Source organism: Gracilibacillus alcaliphilus, assembly GCF_016909015.1.
GTDB lineage: Bacteria > Bacillota > Bacilli > Bacillales > Amphibacillaceae > Gracilibacillus > Gracilibacillus alcaliphilus.
Genome location: NZ_JAFBFA010000002.1, coordinates 60,139 through 82,803 on the forward strand (window position 1 = coordinate 60,139; position 22,665 = coordinate 82,803).

The window sequence follows — 22,665 nt, forward strand, 5'->3', positions numbered from 1 at the left end:
GGGAGGTATTTTTTTACACTAGTTATAAAAATTTATGGATTTTTGTATAAGTAGAACTCAGGTTTTTCGTCATAAAGACTTAGCGATAAGCCAAGTTTTTCTTATGGTGATAGATACATAAAGTCACAAAGCTGTCTAGGTAAAGTACTTGAGGTACAGCTGCTTTTCTTAACAATTTTCTGACATATTTTAAATTGATAGGATAACTGGATGTCAATGTGTTATATTATAGGAAGAGTTTTTGGATATAGGTGATTAATGAAGAAGGAAGGATTTACAATGGGTTCAATATTTAGTGTTTTATTATTGATTTTCTCTATTTCAAATGGGGAAGAAACAACGCTAACAGCAAAAGACATGCCAGCCAGTCACATTCAATTAATGCATAAAGCACATGCTCCTGAGTTTGTTGCAGCGTTAAGCAGTAATCAAGAAGAAATAGATGAAGATGGTCTGACCATTGTCAGTGATCCTAGAGATGTTGAAGTGGTTGTAAATAAGCAGCGTAAATTACCAGATGGTTATGAACCAGATGATTTGGTGGAAGCCGATGTTCCTTATTTGGCACCTAGCGGAGATCCTAAACGTTTATTGCGAGAAGAGGCAGCCAAAGCCTTGGAAGAATTGTTTGCTGGAGCAGCCGCTGATGGCCTCGATTTAGTAGCTGTCTCTGGTTATCGATCTTATGAACGGCAACAGGATGTCTATGAGGCAAATGTAAGGAAAAATGGCGAAGAACATGCCAACCAATTTTCCGCGAAACCAGGCACAAGTGAGCATCAGACAGGCTTGGCTATGGATGTGGCTTCGGCAGCCCAAGTAGCAGTTCTGGAACCTAGTTTTATTGAAACAGAAGAGGGACAATGGTTAGATGAGCATTCCCATGAGTATGGTTTCTTGATCCGTTACCCGGAAGGTAAAGAGGATATTACAGGTTACAGTTATGAACCATGGCATCTGCGTTATGTTGGCAAGGAAACAGCAGCTGATGTCCATCAGGCTGAGGAAACATTAGAGGAATACTTTGGCTTAATAGAATAAATAAAAAACAGCTCCCTTATTCGATACGACTCGAAATGAGGGAGCTGTTTTTGATACTGCTATAGGAGTATGCTTAGCCAAGGAATCCTCACCTCACCTAAATCAAAGAAGTGGACAGAAACGTTTTAAACTTTCAACAGAACGCTGCCTGAAAATCCTTAATTGGTCAGTCATTTCAGCGTGTTTATCTGCCCATGCAACACCAGCTAAGCCTTCAAGTGATTAATAAAGGGTTAAACGCTTCCTATCGAGGGATTTTGGAGATACCTTTTCCCATCCACTTATGAAATGCTGCTGTAATTCAGGGTTATTATTATTTGCGGTACTCTAACATCTTTGGTATATAGAAAGTTTAAGCTCTTTATTTCTCTATTAAATGACTCCTCTTGCTGATGGATCTTCATGGCAATCGTTTTGTCGTTTGACCTTCCTTTATAAACAGATACATCTGGCCTAGCTGTTACCAAATTAAATGATTCCACACCAAATTTCTTGCTGATAAGTGTTAAATTCATATTTTCCTCCCTCCATAAAATTTTTCTTAGAATTTCATCGTTTGGCTCAGTATATCACCATGTGCCATTTATTCGCTCATACTGAGGGCTTTTTTAATGTATGCTGCCAGGTTAGGTTCTTGTTACCAGAATGGTTATTTTTATTATATATCAGTAATGTGAGTATTTACCATATAAAAATTGATGATGAAAGCCGTTCGATTGATCACTTACAATCGAGACAAATCACCAATTATGTTTGTTAAACATAAGCTATTCTAGTAGTACTAATTGGAGGTGAAATGGTGAAATTAATGACAGGAATGCTTGTCACTCGTTATTCTCACCAACATGATATTGTTTTTCGAATTCAGCATATTTATGATGATAAAGTGATTCTGCATGGTGAAGATCTGCGGCTAGAAGCGGATGCACCGATAGAAGATTTGCGAATTCTGCCAGAAAAGGATATTAGGAAGCGTCAGGAAGAAATGAAAGAACAAGAGGAGTTCTCCTATCGATTATTTCGCCAAGATTATCAATTAATGAAAGAGCGAAAAACAGCTGATCATAAGAAACAAGAACCACGAAATGTCAAACGATTTCAGCTGCCTGCAAAGGTGCTCCATATTGACGGAGATCGTTTGTATTTAAGGAAATGTATCGAATTATATCAGCGATTGGGCCTCCAAGTACATGGTGTATATGTACCAGAGTCTGAATTGCCGCTGGAAATCGAAAGCTTGATTCAAAAGATTCAGCCTGAGATTCTAGTGATAACTGGTCATGATGCTTATTCGGAAGGGAAAGGCAGCAAAAAAAATATCGCAGCATATCGTAATACTCGCTTCTTTGTAGAAGCAGTGCGAAAGGCACGCGCCATTGCACCAAGTTTGGATCAACTAATTATCTTTGCTGGGGCTTGTCAATCCCATTTTGAATCACTTATTCGCGCTGGTGCTAATTTTGCTAGTTCCCCAGACCGCATTAACATTCATGCACTGGACCCCGTCTATGTAGTCGCAAAGGCAGCTTATACCCCTTTTATGGAGAAAATAAATATTTATGATATTTTGCATCATACATTAACAGGCGAAAAAGGACTTGGCGGTATTGAATCGAGAGGCCTGTATCGAACTGGTATCCCTTTTTTAGAAATGGAATAGGGTAAATAGCTTTGACTGGACAGCTATCGTCCATTTAAAGCTATTTTTCTTGGGCTAGAAAATAATAGAATTCTTACTTGTGGATATCTATTTGTTAAAGGATAACCACGTCTAGCCCCAAGGCTCAGCAACTAGCGCAACTTCCCTCAGCTCCGTACGATACTAGAACATCTAAGTAAAAATAAGGCTTTCATCACAAAGACTTGGCGGTAAGTCGAGTTTTTCTAACATGGTTATTCTTGAATAAGAATGTATTCATTATATACTTGCTGACCTTATCTAATACTAATGGAGAAACATTCTTTTTTAAAAGAGACTAAGTGCTTAGGTATTTTGAACTTGTTATAAAATGTTTGTGGTATAATAGTAATAATAATCACTTGAGTTGCAATTCTATAAATAATTTATCAAGCAGAATGAGCGGAAAACCATATAAGCGATGGAATAACGTTTTTCAGCGCTTTTTTGATGTAAATGTGTGAATGTTAATAAGAATTTCTCTCTAGCTGGATCTAAATGTTTATCTGACCAGACAATTCCAGTGATTATTCATATATACATTATACATAATGGGGGATTAGCGTGAAAAAAATAAATATAAATTTTCATTCCATTAAGACCAAATTGATAATTGTTTCGATACTGCTCTTAACGGTACCAATTATTGTGCTAGGCTTTTTCAGTTATCAGAAGAGTTCCTCTAGTTTATCCGAATTAGGAGAGACAAACTTAAAAAACAGTGTTGTCATGACGATTGGATTAATTGAGTCCTTAAATGAGGCTGTTGAACAAGGAGATATGACGTTAGAAGAAGCACAAGAACAGGTAAAAGAAACTATTTTAGGTGAGATGAATAGTGACGGCACACGTCCAATCAATGAAAGGCTAGATCTAGGTGATAATGGTTATATGTTTGTGTTGGATGATGAAGGAAATGAGATTGCTCATCCTTTTCTAGAGGGAGAGAATGCCTGGGATTCAGTCGATCCGAATGGTGTGTATTCGACACAGGAAATCATTAAAGCAGGAAATGAAGGTGGTGGATTTACCTATTTCGACTGGCCGCTGGGTAATAATAATAATATCATTGAACCGAAAGTAGCTTATTCGGAAAAGGATCCAAACTGGGGATGGATTGTCGTATCAGGTACTTATATGATGGATTTTAATAAACCCGCTGATGCGATTCTGTTCAATATCTTTATTATAGCGGGAGTAACATTAATCATCGGCATTTCTGTGATCTGGATTTTTGCGAGTAACATTTCGAACCCAATTAATAAAGTGTCGAAACAGATGAATCTATTGGCAAACGGAGATCTGACCGCAGATGATATCACTGTCAACTCTAAGGATGAGATGGGCAATTTAGCCAATTCGATGAATTATATGCAAGGCAAATTGAGAAATTTAATATCCAATGTATCCAGTGCGTCTGAAAGAATGACAGCTCAAAGTGAAGAATTGACACAATCCGCTAATGAAGTAAAAGCGGGCTCGGAGCAAGTAGCAACTACTATGGAAGAATTGGCCTCAGGTGCTGAGAAGCAGGCAGATAGTGCAACTGATTTATCAGCTGCGATGCAAAATTTTTCAAAAGAAGTAGCCACAGCTAATGGAACTGGCACAAGGATTCATGAATCATCTGGAAATGTATTAGACCTTACAGAAGAAGGAAATCAAGCGATGCAAGTTTCTAAACAGCAAATGGAAAAAATTGATCAGATTGTCCAAACCGCTGTTGACAAAGTAAGAGGGTTGGATGCTCAATCACAGCAAATTTCTAAACTGGTTATTGTGATTAAGGATATTGCTGAACAAACAAATCTTCTGGCTTTAAATGCGGCTATTGAGGCGGCCAGAGCAGGGGAACATGGAAAAGGTTTTGCTGTTGTAGCGGATGAAGTAAGGAAGCTGGCAGAGCAAGTATCAGAATCGGTAGAAGATATCACTAAAATTGTAACCAATGTCCAAAATGAATCTGCTGTTGTAGCAGATTCATTATTAGGTGGCTACCAAGAGGTGGAAGAAGGTACGAATCAAATTGAGGCTACTGGTGAGAAGTTTAAGAAGATAAATCAAGCGGTGCTGGAAATGGTTAACAATATGAAAACAGTAACCGATAATTTAGCAACTATTGCTGAGAACAGCCAGCAAATGAGTGGTTCGATTGAAGAAATTGCTGCAATATCGCAAGAATCTGCCGCAGGAGTGGAAGAAACATCGGCTTCCTCACAACAGACGAGTGCTTCCATGGAAGAAGTGACACAGAGCTCTAATGACCTCGCAAAGCTAGCAGAGGAATTAAATAATTTAGTAAACGAATTTAAAATATAAGTAAATAAAGGGGCAGGGTTGTCCTCTTTATTTATACAGCAAACCCTATTTTTGTTTTTGCGATAAAATCGATAGATGAAAACTGATTCCTTGTGAAAATGGTTATCACATAAAAAAACGCTTGGTATCATTTAATAGCCAGATGAGTTTTTACTTAGCTTCAGCGATTACACCTATCGATTAATGGGGTTTCCTTGACTTTAGTTGAGCTATTGTGTGTATGTTTTTCTAACGTAGTTTTCCCTTTTGTCTCTATTTTTTATGTCTTTTTTGATACAATAGAGAGGAATGATACGAGAAAAGGAGAGAGAGTTAATGGATTACCGTGTAGAACGCGATACAATAGGCGAAATAAAAGTAGCAAGTGATAAGTTTTGGGGTGCACAAACACAGCGCAGTAAGGAAAATTTCCCAATTGGTAATGAATTAATGCCAGTGGAAATTATTGAGGGATTCGCTATCTTAAAACGAAGTGCTGCTATTGTAAATAGCGAACTTGGACTAATGGATGAGATCAAGGCAGAAGCAATTAAGGCGGCCGCAGATCGTATTTTGACTGGTGAATTAGCGGAACATTTCCCATTAGTTGTTTGGCAGACAGGCAGTGGAACCCAATCCAATATGAATGTAAACGAAGTAATTGCTTATGTCGGAAATGAGTGGTTAGCAGATCAGAATAGTGATGTTCGATTACATCCAAATGATGATGTCAATAAATCACAAAGCTCAAATGATACGTATCCAACAGCCCTACATATTGCTGCTGTACGTAAACTAGAGGCAGTTGTACTTCCTGCTTTAGCTACATTAAAGCAAACATTTAAAGAGAAAATGGAAGCGTTTGATGATGTTGTGAAAATTGGCAGAACCCATTTACAAGACGCAACACCATTAACTTTAGGGCAGGAAATTAGCGGCTGGCATCGGATGTTAGAAAAAACAGAATCCATGATTAAAGATAGCATTCCGTATGTAAAAGAATTAGCGATTGGCGGTACTGCAGTAGGTACTGGTTTAAATGCACATCCTGAATTTTCGGAACGAGTCACAAAGAAAATTAGTGATTATACAGGGATAGAATTCATCTCCGCCGCAAATAAATTTCATGCCTTAACGAGTCATGATGAATTGGTATATGCTCATGGCGCCTTAAAAGGTCTTGCTGCTGATCTGATGAAGATTGCTAATGATGTTCGCTGGCTGGCAAGCGGACCGCGCTGTGGAATCGGCGAAATTACCATTCCTGCCAATGAACCGGGTAGTTCTATTATGCCAGGTAAGGTGAACCCAACGCAGAGCGAGGCTATTACCATGGTGGTAACGCAAGTCATGGGAAATGATGCAGCTATTGGTTTTGCTGCGAGCCAAGGCAATTTTGAATTAAACGTATATAAACCGGTTATTGCCTATAACTTCTTACAATCCGCACAATTATTAGCAGATAGTATGCTGTCATTTAATGATCGCTGTGTGGCAGGATTAGAGCCTAATCATGAACAAATTGAGAAAAACTTAAATGACTCACTTATGTTGGTTACGGCTTTAAATCCGCATATTGGTTATGAGAATGCTGCGAAAATTGCGAAAAAGGCATTTGAAGATAATTCTACATTGAAAGAAACGGCTATTGCATTAGGATTGGTAACAGCAGAGCAGTTTGATGAATGGATTAAACCAGAGGAAATGACTTACCCTAAATAATCGATAAATTGTTATAAATTACTAATATAGTTTGCGAATATCGATCACTTTTTGGTTCACAATATGTGTACAGGAGGTGATTACAGATGGCAACTAACAATTCAAATCAATTGGTTGTTCCTGGTGTAGAACAAGCACTTAATCAAATGAAGTATGAAATCGCACAAGAATTTGGTGTGAACTTAGGCCCAGACAGTACTTCTCGCGCGAACGGTTCTGTTGGTGGAGAAATCACAAAACGTCTAGTAACAATGGCTGAACAACAATTTGGTGGACAACAACAATAAATACAAACTAGAAGAAGAGTTGATGAGTATTCATTAGCTCTTCTTCTTTTGTCACAAACGCTGACCCTTTAGTTTTGCTGTTGCAAGGTTCTAACAAGCGGGAGGATATGGTGATTTCTAATTATAATCAAAAGAGGCTGTTGGCATTTCGTAACAGATTTTTTGAATATTGAGTAGTTTATTTTGATTATTGCTAATGATGGCAACAACCTTCACATAAGATATCTTTTATGTCCTCGTCTTCCAATTATTATACACAAGAATCTGCTTTTGTCTGGCACAAAAAAGGCTGTCGCAAAAAGTAGTTCTCATTTTGCGACAGCCTCTCGTTTATCATATTATTATTTAATTCTTTCTTCTGAATCTTTGTCAAAGAAGTGACATTTATTCATATCAAATGCAAGTTCAATGCTTTCGCCGCCTTGAATATCTGTACGAGAATCTACACGAGCAACGAATTCTTGTCCGTTAACTTCAGAGTAAAGGTAAGACTCAGAACCCATTAATTCGGCAACATCGATAGTTGCTGTAATTTTCTTACCTGGGTTAGCGTCTAAGAAAACAGGCTCATCATGGATATCTTCCGGGCGAACACCTAATACTAATTCTTTACCGACGTAACCTTGGTCACGAAGGATTTTCATTTTTCCTTCAGGGACTTCTACAGCGGTATCTCCAAGCTTGATAGAACCTTCAGAAAGTTCACCATTAAAGAAGTTCATAGCAGGTGAACCGATGAATCCACCAACAAATATGTTGTTAGGCTTGTCATATACTTCTTTTGGTGCCCCAACTTGCTGGATTAGACCATCTTTTAGTACAACCAAACGAGTTGCCATTGTCATTGCTTCTGTTTGGTCGTGTGTAACGTAAATAGTGGTTGTTTGCAGACGATGGTGAAGCTTTTGAATTTCCGCACGCATTTGCACACGAAGTTTCGCGTCCAAGTTTGATAAAGGCTCATCCATCAAGAATACTTTTGCGTCACGAACGATTGCACGTCCAAGTGCCACACGTTGACGCTGACCACCGGAAAGGGCCTTTGGTTTACGATCTAAGTATGCTTCTAGACCTAAGATACGAGCTGCTTCTTTTACACGACGCTCAATTTCGTCTTTTTTGAATTTCCGTAATTTTAAACCAAATGCCATATTATCGTATACATTCATGTGAGGATATAGGGCATAGTTTTGGAATACCATTGCGATGTCGCGGTCTTTTGGTGCCACATCGTTCATTAATTTACCATCAATATAGAATTCTCCAGCGGAGATTTCTTCCAGACCTGCGATCATACGAAGTGTGGTTGACTTACCACAACCAGATGGACCTACAAAAACGATAAATTCTTTATCTGCTATTTCAAGATTGAAATTATCAACCGCTTTTTGTCCACCTTTGTCGTAAATTTTGTCAATATTTCTAAGTGATAGTTCTGCCATTGTATTCCCTCCTAGATTTGAAAGCGTTTCATGATATGTTACTTAGTTTACTAGGTAATCCCTTTCATGTAAATAGAAAGCGTGCACAAAAAATAAAGCTTTATTTGTGCACGGTTACAAAAAAGTACTTGTCATGTCAAAAAGGTCTGCATGATCGAACATTAACCGTTTTCAATATATGGATAGATAAACAGCGGGTGCTGTTTCCCACTGTCTTCAAATTAACTTTTATTCCACTTCAAAATAAGGCACAAGTAAACAGCAATCGCTCCCTCGAACTGTTTCACATCGATGCCTGTTTTTTCAATGAATTTATCGACACGATACTGCAAACTGTTCCGGTGCATATACATTTTCTTGGCTGCTAGAGTGGCATTGGAGTTTGATTCTAGGAACACTTGTACCGTTTTTAGTAATTCTTCCTCTTCTTTTACATGATATAGAATAGAGTCTAGGATAAGCTGCCGCTCTTTTGAACTGATATTATGTAAGAAGAGGTAAGGGATAGCCTGAATGTAAGGCATAACATCATGGTTATGCTGTTTCGTAATATGGAAGCATTTCTTGATCCATTGATAAAAGGCAGGTGCTTGCTGAATATCGTGTAAGGTTGGACTGACAAACAACTTGATATTAATATAAAAATCGGATGTCAGCACTTCAATGATTTCACCATAGGATACCATGTCTTCGATTGAATGTGCTTCTTCCTGAATAATGACACCTTCCCGGCTATTTTCCCATAAGATCGGTGTTTGATTAGGGAATAAACCATAAATGGCTTCCCGAAAGGATTCAGGGTCAATTAATTCTTCTGATAATGAGAAATAGACAAAGTGAAAAGCAGAGACAGGATGATCGGCTGTGCTTTTCGAGGATTCTTGATGAAATAGAACATTCATCCACCATTTTTCCTGCTCAGTAGTTGGCAGTTGATTGCCTTTATGCGGCGTTAGAAATAGTTCTAACAGATCTATTTCGCGCTCAGATAATTCATCTTCTGGAATACCCACAATCTCATGATCTGCCGTGACGTACCATTTATAATCACCAGCTTCAGCTGGTGATTCATCCGAAATCATGATTATATTGGGAAACATTTGTTGTAGTTGCTCAAACATAGTTAGGCCTCTTTCATTGATAGTCTCCATTCTATTATAACAAATAAAAAAAAGAATGGGACAAAAGAAGGCTTTCCCAAGCAGAATAAGTTGGAAATGGTAAACGCAAACAGCCTCCAACTGCCTATTCCTTCACACATATTTCTTGATCAAAAACAACATGACAGATACCTATCCATGGAATTAGTCGATAACCTGAACTTGTAATAATTTTTGGAAATAACCTGAAGCAAACGGCGAGAATGTGTTCTTCATAAAGATCTCCCAGCTAGGTTTGGCATACAGATCCAGCAGCCAGATACGCTGTTCATTATCTAGTACAAATTCCAGCATTAGTTCACTTATACCTTCATCTATTAGTATTTCACTAACTTGTAAGGCACACTTCGCCATCTTTTTCAGTTGATAAGAAGGGATCTTTGTTTCTGTAACTGGCTGTAAGTTTCCATCCAAGTGATGTTTTCCATACTGTAAAACCAGTTCCCATTCACTTGTATGAATGGTATGGATACGAATGGTATAAGGTTCATGAAATGTAGTTGCTTCTTGTAAAACCGTATGACTCAGCCCTTTAGGAAAATAAGCCGCTATCAGCTGTTCTAAAGCTTGATAACGATCTTGCTTGCTGGAACCTATCGTCGCTGTAAATGATCCCTGGTGTCTTTCGATATATACTGCTTGATGATTTTGCTGATTATACAGGTAGACCGGCTTTTGTTCCAACTTTTGTGCAAGTGTTTCAAACGAAGGCTTGAAGATACATTCTGGTAAAAGATAAGACAAGTCCTGACGTTGTATTAGCTGATCATATATTTTCCATTTGTTAAAAAAATCAGGATTAAATATAATAGAATGTGCAGTCAAATAGTTTTTTGTCTGCTTAATAGATGGATGAGATTCTATGGTGCGATTAGGCAGACGGTTATAAATTATAGGCGGTATATCAAGAGTTATGGACTGCCACTGTTGATCTTTCCAGATGAGTCCCGTTAATTGATCTTGCTGGATGTCGACTTGATCGGCAGTGAAAAAAATAACCTTGAAACCAAGCACCTCGCCCGTTTCTGCCATTTCCTGCAGCAGTGTTTCCCATTTTGATTGATTGGGATGTTGATGTAACATAACTGCAAATGGATGATAAATGGAAGCGTACTCGTCTTCTTTTAAGATCATGATTTTGCCAGCTTCATTTACTTGCAGCTGATAAGCCAGGGCGGACGATAAATATATTTGATCTGCCTGTTTTTGGTGGCTTAATATATCATAAGGGAGACGCTTAGTTTTATGTTGAAGGAAGCGGGCCGGCTGAAAAGATGAATAATCCGTTTGCGGGATAATCATCCGGTACTTATCACTGGCATATATGGTCACCTTATATACATGTTCGATGTTCAACACCTTCTTTTTTCATCAGGATACGATTTGTCGAAAAGCACTTAGAAAAAAAGACATCAGCGTCCTTGGTGATCCAGCTGAAGGGCTCTTATGGCTGTCCTGATAGAAATTTAATCGTAATGCTTGTTAACTTATTGCTACATTATATGCATGGATCAAGCGGCTATTCATTATAGAAAGGCGGAAGAATAAATTGGATATCTGGATGACAATCTTGTTGATGGTTATCATTGGCGCTTTTATTGGTGGTTTAACCAACTATCTTGCCATTAAAATGTTATTTCATCCCCATCAACCGAAATATATTGGTAAATGGCGGGTTCCCTTTACACCTGGTGTGATTCCCAAAAGACGTGATCAATTAGCGAAACAGTTAGGACAATTAGTTGTAAATCATTTGCTTACTGTGGAAAGTCTCCAACTCAAACTGCAGGATCCTGTGTTAAAACAGCAGCTGGAACAAAAGGCAGTCAACGAGTGGGAGAACTTCCTGCAGCAATCGACGACTATACAGCATTTACACGTAAATATAGACGGCGATCACCTGCAGGCACAACTGGCTGACCGTATTGTAGATCAGGTGGAAGCCATGATAGAGACACACAGAGAAGAGGCAATTAGTCAGTGGCTGGATCGTATTATCAATCAGGAAGACTTAAAAAAAATGGAACAGCTGTTACGAGAAAAGCTAGTCCTGTTATTAAGCAGTGATATGACAAAACAGAAAATGGAATTAATTATTCAGAGCTATGCCGCTTCCAAAGGATTTGCAGGAAAAATGATTTTGTCGATGATTAGCGGAGAGGAACTAGCTGGCAAAGTCCAGCGACTACTCGCAGATTATCTGTTATCTGCAGACGGGAGGGCGTGGCTGCGGGAAGTATTAGAAAAGGAGTGGCATGACATAAGGTCTGAAAAAGTCCAGATTATTGAACCCATATTAAAGAAAGAAAGCACGCAACAAGTATTATATAGCATTATTAAAGCACAATTGCCAGTGAATAAATGGCTTTCTGCCCCTTTGCAGGAAATGTTGCGCCCTTACTCTGATCAATTCAAACAAGAGGTCATTCCGCGAGTAGTTCAGCGTTTATTAGAGAGCTTGTCAGGAAATACGGCAAAGATTTTACAAGAAATGAAAGTGGCTGAGATGGTGGAGAACCAAGTAGCTGAGTTTCCAATCAGCCGGATTGAAGAATTGGTTTTATCAATATCACGTAAGGAGTTTACCTTAATTACATATTTGGGTGCCCTGTTAGGAGGAATAATTGGATTAATTCAAGCGATCCTCTTTATCGTGTTTTGATTGTCTGTTATAGTGGTAAAGTACATGTAGGAGACATATGTATGAAATGGAAGCACTACAATTTTTAGGAGGATTTTATTTTATGTCAAACATTTATGACAGTGCACATGCTTTAGAGAAAGCCATTCAAGAAAGTGAAGAATTCCAGGATTTGAAGTCTGCTTATGATACAGTCATGAACGATGCAACTTCTAAGCAAATGTTCGATAACTTCCGTAACACACAATTAGAACTGCAGCAGAAACAAATGCAAGGTATCGAGATCACAGAAGAAGAAATTGAAAAAGCGAAACAAGTAGTTGAACTTGTACAGCAGCATGAAACAATTTCAAAATTGATGGAACAAGAACAACGTGTCAATGTACTAATAAACGACATTAGCCGCATTATTACGAAACCTTTAGAAGAATTATATGGTGCTCAACAATAAGAGGATATAGCATGTTGACGAGCGTTACAGATAAACTGTGACGCTTGTTTTATGTCATCTTAATGTAAACTTGCTAGCAGAGAGGATAAATAAGTTTAATGAGTGCATTTCAGGGGAAATGACTAAAAGTGCGTGTTCAAAAAGTTCGATAAAAAGGACCAAGAAGTTCAAGGCGGCGCCGATTTGAGCAATGGAGCGTATGCTTTTAATACGTGAGTAGCGGACTTACACAGGAAGTGTTGACTTCTGCGTTACCCACACGCTGTGGGTGATTTTAGTAGAAGTTCCTCTATTGCCAACGCAGAAATTCAATGCGTCATTTTTATTGGACTTTTTGAACAACCTCTATAAAGAAATTTTATGAAACTTTTCACTTCATTTTGCGTATGTAATAAAAGAAAGGAGTGTGGGAAATTTGACGTTGAAATTAGAAAATGTAACAAAGCAGTTTGGCAGTTTTACGGCAGTCGATCATTTATCATTAGAAATACCAGATCATACTATCTTTGGTTTTCTAGGTGCTAACGGTGCGGGTAAGACAACAACTTTTCGGATGATTTTAAATTTGATTGACCAAACTTCAGGTACTATAACTTGGAATGACCAAAAAATTGACTACAGTAGGACAGATGAGATTGGATATTTACCAGAAGAGCGAGGACTCTATCCGAAATTAAAAGTAAAGGATCAATTGATTTATCTTGGTAAGTTAAGAGGGATGCAGAAGCAACAAGCAGAAGCAGAATTGATTACCTGGTTAGACCGCTTGAAAGTACCGCACTATTTGGATAAAAAGGTGGAAGAGCTTTCAAAAGGAAACCAGCAAAAAATACAATTTATTTCTGCAGTGATACATAAGCCTAAATTATTAATCTTGGATGAGCCGTTTTCTGGTCTGGACCCTGTTAATGTAGAGCTTTTGAAGGAAGCGGTAGTGGATCTTAAAGAATCCGGTACATCGATTGTTTTTTCCTCCCACCGGATGGAGCATGTCGAAGAGCTTTGCCAGCATTTATGTATGATGCAGCATGGCAGACCGATTCTTGACGGAAACTTACGGGAAATTAAGCGTTCTTTTGGTAAGAAGAACTTAGCAATTGAAGCCGATTTTGACTTAGGTTTTGTGGAAAAAATCCCAGGTGTTGTGAAGGTGAAGTATCTGCAGGATAGTATCTTGTGTCAAATCGAGAATGAAGCAGTCTCCCAAACGGTGTTACAAGAAATTACCGGAAAAGGCTTCATTCGCAAATTTCAATTAGATGAGCCAAGCCTGAATGATATTTTTATTGAGAAAGCAGGTGAGTCTTATGAATAAGTTTTGGACTGTTTTTTCTTATACTTTTTCTTCGAAGATTAAATCCAAATCATTTATTATTACAACCGCCTTGTTTATCGGGTTTATTTTCCTTTTATCTAATATTGATTCTCTGGTGGACGCATTTGGTTCAGAGGAAGAAGGAGATAAGATTGCTGTTGTTACGGAACAAGAAGGCTATTATCAGCTGTTACAAGAAAGTACCACTGATGAGTTAACATTGGAATCCTATGAAGGAACATTGGAAGACGCCCAGTCGGATGTATTAAATGAAGAATTCCAGGGTGTATTAGAAATAAGAGAATCTGCGGAAGGACTGCCTGAAGCAACTTACTATGGTACAGATAATTTAAATCAAGCGACGGAAGGGATGTTGACCGCACAATTACAGCAAATCAAAGTCGCGGAAGTTATGAATCAGGCAGGTATTGATGAAGGAACGCTTGCTGCTTTGTATGAACCAGTGGCATTTGATCAAGAAATGATGTCAGCAGAAGGAGATTCAGGAACAGCAGCAAAGTCTGAAGAAGAGCGAATGGGAGCAACCATGCTAGTCTATGTGATCTTATTCTTGCTCTATTTTGCAGTTATTGCCTATGGTAATATGATTGCCATGGATATTGCCAATGAGAAAACATCCCGTGTCATGGAAATTTTGATCTCGAGTTCTTCGCCAATCAGTCAAATGTTCGCCAAGATTCTAGGAATCGGTTTAGCTGGTTTAACCCAAATGTTACTCCTCTTTGGAGCAGGTTATTTCATGCTGGTTCAACAAGATGAGAATGGTATGCTCAGTGATCTAGGGTTAAATGAAGTGAGTGCAGGTACATTTATATATGCGATTATCTTCTTTATCCTAGGCTATTTCTTATATGCTACCTTGGCAGCTATGTTAGGTTCATTGGTCAGCAGAACCGAAGATGTACAGCAGTTAATGATGCCAGTCACCTTATTAATCGTTGCAGCGTTTGTTATTGCGATGATGGGCTTAGGTATGCCAGAATCCGGATTGGTTGTGGTTTCATCGTTTATCCCATTCTTTGCACCAATGACCATGTTTCTTCGCGTAGGTCTGCTGGATATTCCATTTTGGGAAATTGCCGTCAGCATAGGAATCTTAGTTGCATCTATCCTTGTGTTGGCTTGGCTGGGCGCCAAAATTTATCGCGGTGGTGTCTTAATGTATGGATCATCCACTTCTTTGAAGGATTTCAAAAAGGCCTTACAGTTGTCTAAAAAATAATTGTAAAACTACCTCAACCGGGATAGATGGTGAGGTAGTTTTTTATTGTTTTAAAGGTAAAGCTATAATCTTTGAAGGGCAAAGATAGGTGGTCTATGTGATCGAAAGAGCTGTCTGGAGGCAGTGAAGAGTAAAGATAAGCTTTATCTCATCAGCAAGCGGTAGGGGTAAAAAAATCTTGTAATGATTTGAATTTTATCGCAGTGTAACTGGCTGTAAGGCTCCACCTTCAAGAAATAAGGGAACACGTCACCTCTAAATAGGAGATCCAGAGCCTGATTGATTCAACTAACATTCAGTGGGGAGGGAGGAAACAGACTGAGTTCGCAACCTCGTGACGCAACGTCTGCCTAACACCCTTATGCGTCGAAACCCCACTCAACGAAGTTTTACTTTGTATCGAACGTGCATTCTTATGTGTGCTTTGGTACAATAAAGGAAAGGAAGTGATCAAATGAAACAAGTATCCTTTATTCACTGTGCTGATCTGCATCTGGACAGCCCTTTTAAAGGGTTGACCTATATACCGTCAGATAGGCTGGAAGATATCCGCCAAAGTACATTCCACGTACTGGCCAATCTGACAAAGGCAGCTATTGAGCATAAGGTTGATTTTGTGTTGATGGTAGGAGATATCTTTGATCAGGCAGAACAGAGTATGCAGGCACATATGGCTTTGCGTCAAGCCTTTACCAAGCTGCAGGCACATGATATTCCTGTTTACATGTCCTTTGCTAATCATGATTTTTTGCAAGGTCAATCTTTTCCTCATCATTATCCGGAGAATGTCTATTGGTTTGATAGTGAACAAGTGCAGGCACTGCCTTTTTATAAAGAAGGTGAATTACTAGCACAAATATATGGCTTTAGTTACGAGCAACGTGCCATTTACATAGATAAAAGTAAGGAATACAAGAAGACCTCTGATTCCTGCCTGCATATTGCTACATTACATGGCAGTAAAGGAAAAACAGAACATGCTGCATATGCCCCCTTTCAATTACAGGGCTTAAGAGAGATGGGCTTTGATTACTGGGCGCTTGGTCATATTCATAAACGCGAAATATTATCTACCAATCCGGTTATCGCTTATCCTGGCAATATGCAAGGCAGGTCAATAAAAGAGACAGGAGAGAAAGGCTGCTATTTAGTTACCCTGTCTGAACATGACACAGATCTTCATTTTCTTCCTCTTGCCCCAATTATTTTTGAAAAGAGACAGATTTCTTTGAAAGAATATCATCAGCTAGATTGGTTAGCCGAGTTTATGATGACGGAAATAAACAGGGAGCAGCTGCATACTGTTTTTTTACAATTAGAATGTCTCGATGTCCAAGTTGATCAGGAAGCTTGGTTTCTTGATGGAAAGGTGACGGAAATGATCGATTATGCGAATCAGCAAGCGGAAAACACCTTTTTGATTGGATTAAAATGGCGGCCTGCCAAGACGCAGTTAAGGGGACAGACTGGCGGACGATTTTTGGAAGAAGTAGAAGCTGTGTTTGCTGGTAATGAGGTGCCGGAAGTGATGAAAACAATGATCACACACCCAGAAGGGAAAAAGTGGACGATGGATTGGGAAGAAGCCGAACAAACAGCTATTAACGAAGAAGCTAGGCATTTATTGGATCGTTTACTAAGGGAATAGGAGGTGAAGCGATGAGAATTGAACAGGTGGATATATATGGATTCGGCAAATGGGTAGATAAATCCTTTTCTTTTCAATCGGAGAAATATCTGGAGATTGCTGGTGATAATGAAGCAGGAAAATCTACAATCAGAGAATTTATTCTCTATATTTTATTCGGTTTAAAGCCAAAATCATTAGAACGGTTTGTCCCGCGAAAAGGTTCTACCTTGGGCGGACGCTTAATTATTTCTGGATTAGACAAAGAACCAGTTACAATTGAACGGATATATCGTCAAAAGCAATCACAAGCCGTGATCACAACCAGTGATGGACAGTCATTAGACGAGTATTGGTTAAAAAACCAGCTTCAAGGGCTTGATCGGGATCAATATGGATCCATCTATGCGTTCACTGCCCATGATTTGCAGCAAATTCAAGATCTGGATAACCAAGCTTTACATGAGGTGCTGCTTGCCATTGGGATGACTGGGTCTGATCGGATTTATCAAGTGGAGAAGCAACTGCATAAAGAAATGGATGCCTTATTTAAACCATATGGTAAGAAGCCACTGATCAATCAGCAGTTTCAGGTATTAGCTGATACCCAGCAACAATTGCAAGAGGCAAAACGTTTGGAGCAGACCTATCAGAGTCAGCTGGATGCGATTGCAGAGGGAGAAGCCAATCTCCAGCAATTACATCAGCAAAAAGGTATTCAAGAACAAGAGCTTAAACAATTGGAAAAACAACTAACCAACTATTCATTGATCAATGATTATTATTTGACCTGTGCACAGCTTAAACGATATGCCGATGAGATTGCTTTTCCAACAGCAGGTGCCGAGCGTTTAAAGGAATGGAAAGATAAACTGCTCCCAATTCAGAGTAAAGTACAAGTGTTGCGAAAGGAAATCGAACATATCAAAGAACAGACTAGTCAAATTAACTTGGTATCTGCAGAGCAGGTGGCAGAATGGGAAAAGGCAGCTGCAGATCAGCAGCGCCTTTATGAACAACAGCAGCATGTTCAGCAATTAGAAGAGCGTATTGCAGATAATCAGGCAGAGATATCAACCATTTTAGCCTCTTTACAGCTTGGAATATCGGAAGAGGAATTAGCTGAACTGGAGTTGCCTTTTTATTTAGAAAATGAATGGAGCGATCTAAGGGATCAATTAGATAAATTACAGGTAGAACAACAGTATTTGCTAAATGACCAGCAATCGGTTATCCGTGTGCGGAAAGAATTAAAAGAGAAGAAACGTCACCTGATGTCTCAACAGCTCGATCAAGGACATATACAACACTTACAAGAGCAAATACAAACGGCACAGAGTACAGAACAAACGAAGAGGCAAATTGAGAAATTCCAAGAGTGGCAGGAGACCTATCAAAAACAATTACGAATATCGCTAATAGTGGGGGGAATAGGTTGGCTGTGTGCGTTTATACTCTTTTTTGTGACAGACTTTATTTGGTCAGGAATCATTATTGGGTTAGCGACGATACAATATGTGGCATTCAGGTTATATGGTAAGACAATTACACAATGGCAGCAGTCTGATGCTAACGAGTCTGCGGTTTCTCATTTAACACCTGATAAGGTCCGAGAAATAGATCAGCAACTGCAAAAACAGGATGAGCTTTATTCGGCATTAGAAGCACTGGAAAAGGATCTCCAACGCTATCAAATAGATGAATTGAAACTGAATGAACGAATTACGTTTATTGAGGAAAGATTAGCACAGTTACAACAGAGGATAAATGATTATAAGGCAGAATTCCCGTTTTTAGCAGCTATTCCTTTTACCTATTGGCCAAAATTATATCCACAGTTCAAGTCATTAAAAGGACTGGCAGATAAGAATAGGGAGTTGCGTAAAAAAAGAACAGATGTAATCCGAACGATGAGTGAGATAAAAAACATAGAAGGACTTGACCAACGACTGAAGCAGGAACAGCAGAAGAGACAGCAAAAAAAGCAGTTAAAGGAAAGATGTCAAACAATAGAGCAGCAGCTAGCCCTTCTTATAGAAGAACAGCGACCATACCAACAAGAGGTGCAACATTTATTAGCAGAAGCCCAAGCAAAAACAGAAACAGACTTTTGGGAGAAGGCGGCAATGTTTGAGGAGTATGTACAACTCAAACAGCAGCAAGAACGTCTTTATGATAGTCTGCGAGTAAGCTTTGATCAACAGATGATCCAATGTATCAGCCAGGGGAAATTTGAGGAGGAACAAAGCTTACAAAAACAAAGAACAGCCCTGCAGCAATCTTTGATAGAGTTAGAAGAACAAATTAAATTGCAGCAGGCTGCAATAAGTGATGAGAAAGCGAAGATAGCTATGCTGGAAGCAAACGAAGAAACATCGATTCAACAGCATCGCTTAGCTCAACAACAAGATCAGCTACAAGAGCAAGTGAGACAGTGGACAGTTTATCAAGTAGCATTTAGAAAATTGTCGATGGCCAAGGTGAATTATACCAAAAAGTATTTGCCAAAGGTGTTGGAGTTGGCCAGTGTTTATTTTCAGCGTTTAACCCTTGGGCATTACGTCAACCTGCGCATGATGGAAGATCAAACATTGACAGTGGAAACGAAGACAGGTTATCTATTTCAGGTTACTGATTTATCCCAGGCGACAATGGATCAGTTATATATTTCGATCCGTTTCGCCTTAAGTCAGATAATGACTGACCGTATAGCATTACCGTTTTTGATTGATGACGGTTTTGTTCACTTCGACCCCAGTCGTAAGGCTGTTATCTTGGAAATAATGGAAGAATTAAGCAGGGAACACCAAATTATCTATTTTACTGCTAATGCAACGGCTCATTCTGTTATCCAGCTATAAGAACAACACGCGGAGGACAGCTTCGCGTGTTGTTAGCGTGTATTATTTTTCAGAGTCTGCCTCGGTATTTTCGTAGCGGCTGTCTAAATAATCGACAATATGGATAATGTATCCTTCTAAATTTTGCGGTTTACGAATGGCACTGCCCCATTCAGGTAAGCCATGGTGGCATAGGATACAATGAGCGATTAAGTGAATATCTTCCATGCTGACAGCAATCTGGTAGTTATCAATCACTTTCGACAAAACTAAGACACCGTAAGGAATATGCCCGATGGATACACCGAGAGGGTCCATTGCAATACCAGCTTGTTTATGCTTTCCTTCTGTAAAGGTTGCCGTAGGAAAAAGAAAATGAAAGATATCAAAGGATTTACCAGCATAATCGTATTCGGCTAATTTACCAATATCGTGGTAGAGAATACTAGTCATCAGTGCTCCATAATTGATCGAATCCAATTTATATTCAGCCATTCCTTGCAGCATATGATAAAGGTGGTCAATACTATCTTTCCAAACATAAGCTGGGTAACTGTTATCTTCTTTTAGCGTATCCCAGATCTCCTGTTTATACTGTGTCTCTACTTTATGTATTAATTTCATGATAGCCTGGAATGGGTTATTAGATTGAACAGTGATATAGCGACAGAAGCGCATGAGTCCGACTGTATGTTTCAATAATCCTCCAAGATAGTTATGATGAAATCCTTTGGCAGCAGGGGAGAGACGGAATGATTCCCATAGCTGTTCCATTGCCTTCAGGGCTATATCTTGATAGGGCTGGTCTAATTCAAGCAAATAGGCGAATAATTCATTGCTTAATGCTGTGATATCCTGTTTGGTAAAGGCGAGTAAATCAAAGGGATTGATAGATTCTTGAACAGGCGTCATGTTATAGATGGTCAGGCTCTTAAATCCATTAAAGACGTCTACTTGACCGCGGACATCAAAGACACCTTCTTGTTCCAGAATAGGGAGCATTTGCTCGACTTCGCCGTTGTTATCCCACATTTTAGCAGAGATCGTTCCCGATTGATCGCCCAGAGATAATCTTAAAAAAGATTTATTTGTTTTTGTTTTTTTGACTTCAAAATCATTTAACAGTACGCGTCCTGAGACACTGTCACCTTTCGAATATTGCTCGATATCGATCCCTTGTACAGCATTAGGTAATGCAGGGGAAGGGAATTGCTGCTGAATCCATTGCAGCTGATCGTCTGTTAACTGATAATCGATCGTAATCATCTCATAGAAATAAGGCTTCATCATATTATTCACTTCCTTTTGCTGGGGTGGATGTGTCATGTTGCGTTACCTCATATGTAATCCCGAGTTCAGCTACAGCAAGCTGATGGGAAAGGATGGACATTAATGTGAAGATAAGTTGCAACTCCTCCTTTATCATAACATAAACACCCTATCTTCTTAAGAAGATAGGGTAGTGGTTTATTCTGCAGATTCTTCTGAATTTTCTTGCTCTGATTGATTTTCCTCATCAGCCGGAGCCTCTTCTGTGTCATCGGCAGGTGCTTCTTCCTCAGCAGGTGTTTCCTCCTCGGCAGGAGCCTCTTCTTCAGCTGGTTCTTCGAATACAAATAAATCGTCATACTCATCAAGTTTAACATCGATATTGGCGTCTTTCATCATTTCTTGAATTTTTGTTTGGAAGGCCGCTTGATCTACTTTGGTAGTAGCGATTTCTCTTCTCAGTCGATCTTGGATATCTTCTAATGGTTCAATATCTTCATTTTCGACACGATCAGTTACTTGAATGACATGGAAACCGTGAGTAGTTTCGACAGGTTCACTAATCTCATCTATTTCTAGTGCATAAGCAGCATCTTCAAATTCTGGCACCATTCGTCCCGGACCGAATTCCCCTAAGTCACCGCCATTGCTGGCACTGCCTGGATCAGTAGAGTACTCTTCGGCTAATTCAGCGAAATCTTCACCGTCATCTAATTTCTCAATCACTTCATTAGCTGTTTCTTCATCTTCCACTAATATGTGACGAGCTTGCAGGTTAGTGCTCATTCTATCGTAGCGCTCTTGAATTTCTTCATCAGTTACTTCTACATCTTCCGTAGCTGCTTTTTGTTGCGCAAGATTAAAACGTACCTCTTCTTTAAGAGCATCCTCATCTGTAAAGCCGTTTTGTGTTAGGAAAAAGTCCCACTGATCGCCTGCTTCTTCTTTGTATTGCTCTACTTCTTGATCTACCTCTTCATCAGATACCTCAAAGTTACCGGTGACCACCTTTTTAAGCACTAGTTGTTGAAGTACTGGACTACCGTTAGCTCTTTTAAGTTCTTGATAGAATTCTTCCTTGGAAACATCGCCTACCTCTGTTTCTACAATTGTTTCCGGATCATCGGAAGAACAGGCAGATAGTGTGAATACGCCTGCTGCCAATGCTGCTGATACTAATAACTTTTTCATCTCTCATACACCCCTAATTCATTTACAATATCTATTATAGCTCTTGCAATAATATACCACATATTATACACAAATAAATACTAAAGATTTATATTACATGAATTTTCCTTAATTTTTATGCATATGTAACATTCACATAGGATGAAATCAATAAAATTGTAATCAAAATATTAATGGTGCGAAATACGTTGGATTGCTTCTCTTGTCCCATTTCAGTCTGTAAACAAAGTCTTAGAGTAAGCGAATTAAAAATAAATAAAACAAATATAGAAAAAAATAAAAAAATCACGAACATTAAGATACCCTCCTTCATCTCACACTCATTACTTTAACAAAAAAAAATCAATTTGAACAGTATCTATCATTCAGATACTAGAGTAGGCACTTTTTTATAAAAGGAAAGTGTGTTCAAAAACTGCCATTATTAACTATTTCAGAAATAACCTCCATAAAAGATATG

Annotated in this window: 18 protein-coding genes; 11 read left to right on the forward strand and 7 right to left on the reverse strand. The window is 38.9% G+C overall.

Translation table 11 applies throughout. From position 1 onward, the window contains the following. Positions 1 to 279 precede the first annotated feature (279 nt). Complete coding sequence (locus JOD18_RS02075) at positions 280 to 1,041, forward strand: M15 family metallopeptidase (protein WP_204667273.1); 762 nt, start codon at positions 280 to 282, stop codon at positions 1,039 to 1,041. 281 nt (positions 1,042 to 1,322) lie between these two features. On the opposite strand, the gene JOD18_RS02080 is transcribed toward JOD18_RS02075, so the two are convergent. Then, positions 1,323 to 1,556 (reverse strand): hypothetical protein, encoded by a 234-nt coding sequence (locus JOD18_RS02080; protein WP_204667274.1) that lies wholly within the window; start codon positions 1,554 to 1,556, stop codon positions 1,323 to 1,325. A gap of 284 nt (positions 1,557 to 1,840) precedes the next feature. Between JOD18_RS02080 and yabG the strand changes: the two genes are divergently transcribed. The 4 genes from yabG to JOD18_RS02100 all read left to right on the forward strand — a co-directional run bounded on the left by yabG (position 1,841) and on the right by JOD18_RS02100 (position 7,026). Continuing rightward, positions 1,841 to 2,701 (forward strand): sporulation peptidase YabG, encoded by an 861-nt coding sequence (yabG, locus tag JOD18_RS02085; protein WP_204667275.1) that lies wholly within the window; start codon positions 1,841 to 1,843, stop codon positions 2,699 to 2,701. Positions 2,702 to 3,283: 582 nt separating this feature from the next. Further along, complete coding sequence (locus JOD18_RS02090) at positions 3,284 to 5,038, forward strand: cache domain-containing protein (protein WP_204667276.1); 1,755 nt, start codon at positions 3,284 to 3,286, stop codon at positions 5,036 to 5,038. 315 nt (positions 5,039 to 5,353) lie between these two features. Beyond that, the gene (gene fumC / locus JOD18_RS02095; RefSeq protein ID WP_204667277.1) at positions 5,354 to 6,739 is read left to right on the forward strand and encodes a class II fumarate hydratase; all 1,386 of its coding nucleotides are present in this window, start codon (positions 5,354 to 5,356) and stop codon (positions 6,737 to 6,739) included. A gap of 86 nt (positions 6,740 to 6,825) precedes the next feature. After that, complete coding sequence (locus tag JOD18_RS02100) at positions 6,826 to 7,026, forward strand: alpha/beta-type small acid-soluble spore protein (protein ID WP_204667278.1); 201 nt, start codon at positions 6,826 to 6,828, stop codon at positions 7,024 to 7,026. 341 nt (positions 7,027 to 7,367) lie between these two features. Here the strand turns inward: JOD18_RS02100 and JOD18_RS02105 are convergent, their stop codons facing one another. From JOD18_RS02105 to JOD18_RS02115, 3 genes are all read right to left on the reverse strand, one after another. Continuing rightward, the gene (locus tag JOD18_RS02105; RefSeq protein ID WP_204667279.1) at positions 7,368 to 8,468 is read right to left on the reverse strand and encodes an ABC transporter ATP-binding protein; all 1,101 of its coding nucleotides are present in this window, start codon (positions 8,466 to 8,468) and stop codon (positions 7,368 to 7,370) included. Between the two features lie 221 nt (positions 8,469 to 8,689). Next, complete coding sequence (locus JOD18_RS02110; protein ID WP_204667280.1) at positions 8,690 to 9,589, reverse strand: PucR family transcriptional regulator; 900 nt, start codon at positions 9,587 to 9,589, stop codon at positions 8,690 to 8,692. Between the two features lie 183 nt (positions 9,590 to 9,772). Further along, positions 9,773 to 10,984, reverse strand: a complete 1,212-nt coding sequence (locus JOD18_RS02115) for a YheC/YheD family protein (protein WP_204667281.1) — start codon at positions 10,982 to 10,984, stop codon at positions 9,773 to 9,775. A gap of 193 nt (positions 10,985 to 11,177) precedes the next feature. On the opposite strand from JOD18_RS02115, the gene JOD18_RS02120 reads away from it, so the two are divergent. The 6 genes from JOD18_RS02120 to JOD18_RS02145 all read left to right on the forward strand — a co-directional run bounded on the left by JOD18_RS02120 (position 11,178) and on the right by JOD18_RS02145 (position 19,766). Further along, positions 11,178 to 12,290 carry a DUF445 domain-containing protein gene (locus JOD18_RS02120; RefSeq protein WP_204667282.1) on the forward strand — a complete coding sequence of 371 codons (1,113 nt, stop codon included), beginning with the start codon at positions 11,178 to 11,180 and terminating at the stop codon, positions 12,288 to 12,290. Between the two features lie 82 nt (positions 12,291 to 12,372). Further along, a complete protein-coding gene (locus tag JOD18_RS02125; RefSeq protein WP_204667283.1) occupies positions 12,373 to 12,720 on the forward strand; it encodes a YlbF/YmcA family competence regulator in 348 nt (115 codons plus the stop codon). A 415-nt stretch (positions 12,721 to 13,135) separates the two neighbouring features. Beyond that, positions 13,136 to 14,035 carry an ABC transporter ATP-binding protein gene (locus JOD18_RS02130; RefSeq protein ID WP_204667284.1) on the forward strand — a complete coding sequence of 300 codons (900 nt, stop codon included), beginning with the start codon at positions 13,136 to 13,138 and terminating at the stop codon, positions 14,033 to 14,035. Then, on the forward strand, positions 14,028 to 15,278 hold the full coding sequence (locus tag JOD18_RS02135) for an ABC transporter permease (protein ID WP_204667285.1): 1,251 nt from the start codon (positions 14,028 to 14,030) through the stop codon (positions 15,276 to 15,278). Before JOD18_RS02130 ends, JOD18_RS02135 begins: the two co-directional genes overlap by 8 nt. 454 nt (positions 15,279 to 15,732) lie before the next feature. Next, a complete protein-coding gene (locus JOD18_RS02140) occupies positions 15,733 to 16,926 on the forward strand; it encodes a metallophosphoesterase family protein (RefSeq protein WP_204667286.1) in 1,194 nt (397 codons plus the stop codon). A gap of 11 nt (positions 16,927 to 16,937) precedes the next feature. After that, complete coding sequence (locus tag JOD18_RS02145; protein ID WP_204667287.1) at positions 16,938 to 19,766, forward strand: AAA family ATPase; 2,829 nt, start codon at positions 16,938 to 16,940, stop codon at positions 19,764 to 19,766. A 42-nt stretch (positions 19,767 to 19,808) separates the two neighbouring features. Here JOD18_RS02145 and JOD18_RS02150 read toward each other — a convergent pair whose 3' ends face one another. From JOD18_RS02150 to JOD18_RS24125, 3 genes are all read right to left on the reverse strand, one after another. Next, on the reverse strand, positions 19,809 to 21,071 hold the full coding sequence (locus JOD18_RS02150) for a hydrolase (RefSeq protein ID WP_239587867.1): 1,263 nt from the start codon (positions 21,069 to 21,071) through the stop codon (positions 19,809 to 19,811). A 141-nt stretch (positions 21,072 to 21,212) separates the two neighbouring features. Beyond that, positions 21,213 to 22,205, reverse strand: a complete 993-nt coding sequence (locus JOD18_RS02155; RefSeq protein ID WP_204667288.1) for a peptidylprolyl isomerase — start codon at positions 22,203 to 22,205, stop codon at positions 21,213 to 21,215. Positions 22,206 to 22,320: 115 nt separating this feature from the next. Then, a complete protein-coding gene (locus JOD18_RS24125) occupies positions 22,321 to 22,500 on the reverse strand; it encodes a hypothetical protein (RefSeq protein ID WP_239587868.1) in 180 nt (59 codons plus the stop codon). Between the last annotated feature and the right edge of the window lie 165 nt (positions 22,501 to 22,665).